Origin of the sequence: Xanthomonas sp. WHRI 8932A, assembly GCF_035012785.1 — a bacterium.
Taxonomy (GTDB): Bacteria; Pseudomonadota; Gammaproteobacteria; order Xanthomonadales; family Xanthomonadaceae; genus Xanthomonas.
This window is the reverse complement of sequence record NZ_JAYGQQ010000019.1, coordinates 1-6873: the sequence shown is the minus strand read 5'-3', so window position 1 is coordinate 6873 and position 6873 is coordinate 1. Positions and strand designations below refer to the sequence as shown.

At 54.3% G+C, this 6873-nt stretch carries 5 protein-coding genes and 1 pseudogene; 1 reads left to right on the top strand and 5 read right to left on the bottom strand.

The window, feature by feature from the left end:
* Window positions 1–484 precede the first annotated feature (484 nt).
* The gene (locus tag VC212_RS22670) at window positions 485–1066 is read left to right on the top strand and encodes a DUF4291 domain-containing protein (protein WP_323515854.1); all 582 of its coding nucleotides are present in this window, start codon (window positions 485–487) and stop codon (window positions 1064–1066) included.
* Here the strand turns inward: VC212_RS22670 and VC212_RS22665 are convergent.
* The 5 genes and pseudogenes from VC212_RS22665 to VC212_RS22645 form a co-directional block, all read right to left on the bottom strand.
* On the bottom strand, window positions 1042–1533 hold the full coding sequence (locus VC212_RS22665; RefSeq protein ID WP_323515851.1) for a hypothetical protein: 492 nt from the start codon (window positions 1531–1533) through the stop codon (window positions 1042–1044). The genes VC212_RS22670 and VC212_RS22665 overlap by 25 nt on opposite strands.
* Complete coding sequence (locus VC212_RS22660; RefSeq protein ID WP_323515848.1) at window positions 1523–2545, bottom strand: hypothetical protein; 1023 nt, start codon at window positions 2543–2545, stop codon at window positions 1523–1525. The genes VC212_RS22665 and VC212_RS22660 overlap by 11 nt, the downstream gene beginning before the upstream one ends.
* Window positions 2546–2608: 63 nt before the next feature.
* Window positions 2609–3708 (bottom strand): annotated as a pseudogene (locus VC212_RS22655) (IS3 family transposase).
* Window positions 3709–3969: 261 nt separating this feature from the next.
* Entirely contained in the window at window positions 3970–4395 is a 426-nt protein-coding gene (locus tag VC212_RS22650) for a hypothetical protein (protein WP_323515847.1), read from the bottom strand.
* 5 nt (window positions 4396–4400) lie between these two features.
* On the bottom strand, window positions 4401–6873 hold a 2473-nt coding region (locus VC212_RS22645), incomplete at its 5' end, for a LysM domain-containing protein (protein WP_323515843.1).

Below are 6873 nucleotides of genomic sequence, written 5' to 3'. Positions count from 1 at the left end.
GGCAGCTCCCTGATGCCGGGTTCGACCGGCGTATAGGTCCACTGGAAGTCGTCCACCCACAACGGATCGCCACCCGCACACTTGTTGGCACTGGCACCGATGGTCATGAAGGCCGCACCCGGCGGTACCGTGGCGGTGACCGAGGACTTGTACCAGGCACCACCGGAGCTACTGCTGTTGCAAAATTAGATCAACACGCTAGTTCGAAATCACTTCTCAGATGATGTTATGAATTTCGTACCAACACGGCTATTGTGGCAGTATGCAGAAAAATTATTCGCATGTATTCAACATGTCCGACAAACTAATGAATATTTTTCGATCTTAACTGCGGCTTTATGACAGAGCAGGTGCCGCGGCGAAATTGCGCATCGCGGATAGATTCTTAACGCGTTGCCGCAGAATGGCAAGGGCCTTGTCCTCACATTCAGTAACGTTTACGCCATCCCCAACCTCATAACAAAATCAAAATAAATATTAACTCATGAATACATTTTTTCCGACGCGACAGATTCGTGCCGTTTATGATAAAAATCTCATCCGGGTATACCAGGCGTATTCAGACGAGATTGCGGATAGCGCTCTGAAGCATCAAAAATTCATCAGTCCGCCCTTCAAGATGGAGCGGATGACGTGGATCAAGCCGTCGTTCCTTTGGATGATGTACCGCGCCGGCTGGGGCTATAAGGACGAAGGCCAGAAGCGCATCCTCGCCATCGACATTACGCGCGAAGGCTTCGAGTGGGCGCTGGCGCATAGCTGCCCAAGCCATCCCGACTCTGGAATGAGTCACGAAGAATGGGATCAGCTCAAGAGCCGCTCTCCGGTGCGGATTCAGTGGGACCCGGAGCGCGATCTATCGCTGCAGCCGCTACCGCATCGCGCCATCCAGATCGGCCTCAGCAAGGAGGCCGTCCAGTTGTATGTGAGCGAGTGGATTCAGCGGATAACCGACGTCACGCCGCTGGCGCATAGCATTAACTCGCTTGTTTCTGCCGACAATCTTTCCGCGGCAGCCGACTTGTTGCCAAACGAAGGGATTTACTCGACAGAGTTCGCCTCATAACGTTCGACAACAATTGCGGCACCAGCTGCGCGCAGTATTTCTCTAAAGGCGTCAATTCGCTCGGGAAACATTGCTATGTGCACCACAAGCGTCGCCGACTCATCTTCCAATCGATAGCCCCACCATCTCCAGCCACGATCTCGAATCGCATCCAGCCAAGACCCAAATTCCCAAGGCAACTTGTCCCATTGATCTCTCGGCGTGTCTCGCAAAAGACGATCTGACTCTTCCTTGGTGAACTCTGGCAGGCATGCTTTCATCCAGCCAGGCAACGCAGCCTTCCAATAGTCGTCAGCGGGCCATGACTCCGAATCAAATTTCGCGATTTGGCCCAACAACGTGGTCAACCGTGTCAAAACATCATGAGGCGCTCGACCCAAATGAACATCGAATTCCCAAGGATTTGCCGGCATGAATGCCAGGTTGTTCGTTCTCTCAATGCGTTCGTTTTCTGTCCTAGTGTCCATTCTTACCTGTACCTTGTTTGACAGAGTTTAACAAATCTTCGAAATAGCTCTTGGGAAGCCCGAATTGATCAGGGTATGGGTCGGCGCTAACGATTGGCTTATTGGGATTCATGCGCGCCAATTGCTCAGGAACCGCGTCACCCCTAAGCCTCTCAACAAATGAGGCGTCAACCTCAAACAATTTGAGCTGAGCGCCCGGGAGACCGGCGTCTATCTTTCGTTGCAGATAAGACGTAGCGCGCGATTCCTTACCGAAGTTGAGCCAAATCACATTTTCGTTGCCTGGAACGAGAGAGACCTCACCCGTCTCACTGATCAGCAGACGATGGTTTGGCTCGATGCTCCCTTCAACTCGATAGGCGACAATCGTTGCAAGGTTTTTTGGAATCCCCAAATCCTCCCACGAATTAATTCGCGAAGACAAGCCGCCCACGGCCCCTCTCGCCTCAGAGTAAACATCTCCTTGCGCCGCCTCCAATACACCGAGATTCGAAATATCTAAGCGATTGGCGGTACCAACGGCATCACTCAAATCTCGCACATAGGAAGTACCTCGATAGATCGCCCCAAAGCCGGGCACATTAACGCGCCCCGCACCTAGTGTGCGCGCTCCTTCTAATGCACCGATGAGAAATACGGTTTCATAACCGATACCAAACGCATCGCCCTCATAGATCGCTGTTCCAAGCCTCCAAGGAGTTAGGGCGATTCCTTTTGGGATGCTCCAGAGCGCATCGAGCGTCCCCATATCCTGGTCCACAATCGCCTTACCAAACCCACTGTAATACTCAATGTCTTCCGGCATCTTGCCTGGGATCAAACTGACGCCTGTCTCCCAGCCCACGCGAGCAATGTCGGCCACCATCTTAAAAGGCTCAGTCACACCTTCGTAGAGCGCGGTGGCTGCACCAGTTGCTACCACCAAGCCTGCGCCAATCAGGTTGGCAGAGGGTTCGTTCGCGAACCGCTGAACTCTTGGTCCTTGCGGCAGAGCGTTTTGTACTCCCGTCATCCGCCAATCGGGAGCAGGACCGGCGACGCCATATCCATTGTGAAGCGTCCTCGATTCTTCGAGTCACTCAGAAGTAGAGGTGGTTGTTGATTGTGCCATTGCAAAGCAGATGGGCGGCAAGCCGCCGAGTGATCGATGTGGCCGTTGGTGGTTGTATCGATGACGCCAGTCCTCTGCCATGCGCCGAACCTCGTCGAGCGTGGTGAACACGAAGCGGTCCAGGACTTCGCTGCGGAAGGTGCGGTTGAAGCGTTCGATGTAGGCGTTTTGGGTAGGTTTGCCCGGCTGGATGTGGATCAGGGTGACGCCGTGCTGCTGTGCCCACTGCCTGAGCGCAGCGCTGATGAACTCCGGGCCGTTGTCTAGGCGCAGTCGCCTTGGAGCACCACGCAGCTCGACCAATTCGTCCAGTGCGCGGATGACCCGTGCCGAGGGCAGGCTGGTGTCGATTTCGATCTTCATCGATTCGCGATTGAAGTCATCGTTGATGTTGAAGGTGCGGAAGCGGCGTCCAGACCACAAGGCATCGGACATGAAGTCCGCCGATCAAGTGTGGTTTGCCGCTTGCGGGATCTCCAGCGGCGCGCGGATGCGGTCAGGTAATCGGCGCTTGCCGCGACGTGGAAGGTTGAGCTTCAGCGCGGTGTAGACCCGCCAGGCGCGGGTCTTGCCCCAGCCCTGCGGTCGCAATGCCCAATCCATCAGCAGGCCAAAACCGTGGCCGGGGCTGTCCTTCAAGTGCGCCTCGATTGCGGCGATGAGCGGGCCATCGTCGCGCTGGCGCGGACGGTAATGCCGTGCAGATCGGGACAGCTGCAGCACCCGATCAGCTCGACGGGCACTGAGGCCGTGAGTAGTTTGCATGGCCAGACTCAATTCCAGTCGACGAACCTGGCTCAACCTTTTCCCGACAGCACGTCCTTGAGCGCGTGGTGATCCAATGCCAACTCGGCATACATGCGCTTCATCCGGGCCAACTCGGCTTCCACATCCTTCAGATGCCGTAACTGCGACACCTCCATGCCGGCGTACTTGGACTTCCAGACGTAATAGGTCGGCTCGCTGATCCCGTGCTTGCGGCAGGTCTAGCCAACCCTTGCACCGGCCTCGACCTCTTTGAGGATCCGAACCATCTGTTCTTCGGTGAACTTCGACTTCTTCATACAGAGCTCCTTGGGATGGAACTCTACTTCCAAGTGGATCGAGTTAACGAGGACGCTTCACTTCTGCGGAAAAATAGCCACTCGTTCACTTAATTTACCCGACCAAAACAAATTTATTATACTTTAAATAATAAATGATAAGAATAATATTTAGATAGCACGCTATTGACGGCGCCATAAGTTTGTATTTTATAGCGCCCGTCCATTTTTCTTAAATCACATATAAATTGATAGACCCATTATATAAAATAATGGACCCGTCTATTTATTCACTTCCTCAACCAATGCGTTCTCAATGCCAAATTTCTGCAAAACCTTCAACGCCCGCTCTGATATCACAAGACGATAATCCAGCGCCATTCCAAAATCATCTTTGCAAGCAACTCCGCTGACTTTCATCCAACAGAAATTTGGAATCACTCGATTTGGGTACAGCCCCCTGAATTCGTCCGAAATAGATATTTCCACATCATGAAAACTCACTCCACTTAAAAAATCAGATTTTAAATTAGAAGCCAAATCTTGAATGACTATAAAACAAGGAAAGCTCTCTAATATTGAATCACCGAGCCAACCAAACAATTGATAATTCAACTTGCTAACCAAGGGCGGATGCACTGTTGTGTCCAACACACTCCCATCCCCAATCTCACCAGCCACTTCCGGCTCGATAACAAAATAATTCATAAGTATCAATTCACCTTTGGATTAAATTGGCTGCCATACTTCGAGTCAATTTCCGTCGCTTTACGCAAAAGCTGAGGCAGTGTTGCATTTGGAGTTTCTCGATAAAACTTATTCCATTCACGACGAATTGCACTTAGATGCAGGTCGGAGTTAATTTCTTTCGGAATTCCTCGCAAGTTTTCTAGAGAGTGTATCTGCTCTGCCGCTGCCACGCCAGGATAACGAGTTAACACTTGTTGTTCCACAGCATGATGGACAACGACGTTACCTTCGAGACCGGGATTAGCTTCAAAGAAAGTAGCTCTATAATTGAAAGACCGAGAATACCCTAATGTCGCCCCCGTTCTCGCGGGAATATCCCCGTGAACAGTCTTTCCAAGGCTTGTGGAACTTGTCTCGCCAGTTATGATCGCGTTCGATCTCTCGCCCTGGCTCGGCCTAACTCTTCTCGATCCTGCTGTACTGACTTGTCGAGTACGACCATTACTCTGCAATTGAGCCGCGGTAAGAACATCTCTCACTGTCGCGGCAGCTTGAGCCGCAGCCATAACATTTTGTTCGTCAGCGCCCAAAGCACGAACCGCATGACCTACCGCCATTGGGTAGATGCCACTCATTGCCATGGAAAGATCGTTCCAATTTTTTTGCACATAGTCCAGTTCCGCTTGACTGGAAGGACCAATGGCGAAAGGGCTATCACCCATGTAATAACGGTTGGTTTTTGCAATAAATCCACGAGCAGCAGCCACATCCCTAGGTGGTGCCTGCAACTGACCGGAATCATATCTTTCAAGATTGTCTAGAACTATCTCGACAGAGCTATAGCTAATCTCGTCAGGTGCCGCGTTGAAATCACGCAAATCCCGTTGCGCCAGTGCCAATCGATCAGACACTGAGTAGCCGTCGCCATCAAACACCTCGCTTAACTTACCCCACAGGCTAGTCTGACTCCATTCTTCCTGAGCAGCCTTGAGTTCAGCCATAACTAAACTGGCATCCTTTATCAACATTTCCGGAGGACGGACCTGTGTCGTTTCTAATGTAGTAATAGACGTTTGTGCACTGCGAGGTGCAAATTCATCCATTACAATGCCGACACTCATCCAATCAGGCAGGTCAGAAATGTCTCCTGCTGAAGTAATCGATTGAGCTGCAGCCCTATCAGCACCGGCTTGCACATCAGTTCCGTAGAGCCAGTCGGCCCGGTAATCCGGATCGCTCAACGCAGCGGTACCACCAATCGACGCCGACAGCGAAGGCCGATCACTTTGCGATCTAGCTGCTAAGGCCGCCTGACCACGTTGCATTAGCGCCCCGTTGACCGCATTACCGAATGCATCCACGAACACGTCCTGATAGTCAACAGCGCCACCCACGATTCCTTGACGCACATGCGCACTAACGATGCCACCAGTAATGCCTGAGGTAATGGCTTGCCCATACTGCGTTGCGTCGACGCCGATGGAGCGGGCGATCGTCGGCGCCAACTGCTGTGTGATGCCTGCTGCCACCGCGCTGGCAGCCACGCTGCGCCAACTGAAACTGGCCTCGTTGCCGACAAGCTTGTTGGCCACATAGCTACTGACATTGCCCACTGCCGCAGTGGCCACCGCAGCCACGACCGCTGGTGCACCGCTCACGAATGTGCCAAACCCGGCCGTCGCTGCGCCAGCCACGGTACTTGCGGCCACGTTGCGCCAGCTGAAACTGGTCTGGCCCATCGCGCTGCCGACGCCTTGGCTAGCGAGACTGCCTGCAAATGCGCCGGCCGCACTGCCTACCACCATCGCCGCGGTGCCATAAGTACCCGCCAATACGCCGGTCCCCGCCGCGAAGGCGCCAGCACTTGCCGCCGTCGCGCCACTGGCGGTTGCTGCTCCCATCAAGCCCGCCGCCGCACCAGCCGTATAGATCGTCACCACAATGGCCACCACCACCATGATGATCATCCCCAACGTGCCGCACCCACTTTCCGGCGGCTTGGGGATGTACGGCAGCGACGGCGTGGTCGAGCCGATCGCCTCGCTGGCGTTGAACGGCTTGAACGTGTTGGCGTCGTTGGTGTTGGCCTTGACGTCGGGCACGTTCAACGTCGCACCGGCCACCAGCCCGCTGTCGTCGTCGATGGCGTTGGCTTCGGCCAGCACGTACCACAGGTTGCTGTTGCCGTAGAGGCGCTGCGCCAGGCCGCGCAGCGTGTCGCCGGCCTGCACCGTCACCTTGTAGGTGCCCACATCGGTGCTGGCATAGGCGTTCATCTGCCCCAGCACGTCGGTCTTGCCGTCGAAGCGGCCCGCAGCAACGTATTGCCCGTTGGCGAAGGCATATTGCTCGGTGCGCAGGCGCTCGGCATCGTCCTGGGTGAACCTGCCGCCCTCGAACGTGCCCTCGGTGCGGCGCAGGATGTTGCCCTCCGCATCCATCGTGAAATACCGCAGCCGGTCATCGACCTTGCCGCCGGGCGTGTTCTCGCGCACC

What these genes read in the sequence shown, in the direction of transcription:
- VC212_RS22670 (WP_323515854.1), top strand. Translation starts at nt 485, where the DNA reads ATGAATACATTTTTTCCGACGCGACAGATTCGTGCCGTTTATGATAAA.
- VC212_RS22665 (WP_323515851.1), bottom strand. Translation starts at nt 1,533, where the DNA reads ATGGACACTAGGACAGAAAACGAACGCATTGAGAGAACGAACAACCTG.
- VC212_RS22660 (WP_323515848.1), bottom strand. Translation starts at nt 2,545, where the DNA reads ATGACGGGAGTACAAAACGCTCTGCCGCAAGGACCAAGAGTTCAGCGG.
- VC212_RS22650 (WP_323515847.1), bottom strand. Translation starts at nt 4,395, where the DNA reads ATGAATTATTTTGTTATCGAGCCGGAAGTGGCTGGTGAGATTGGGGAT.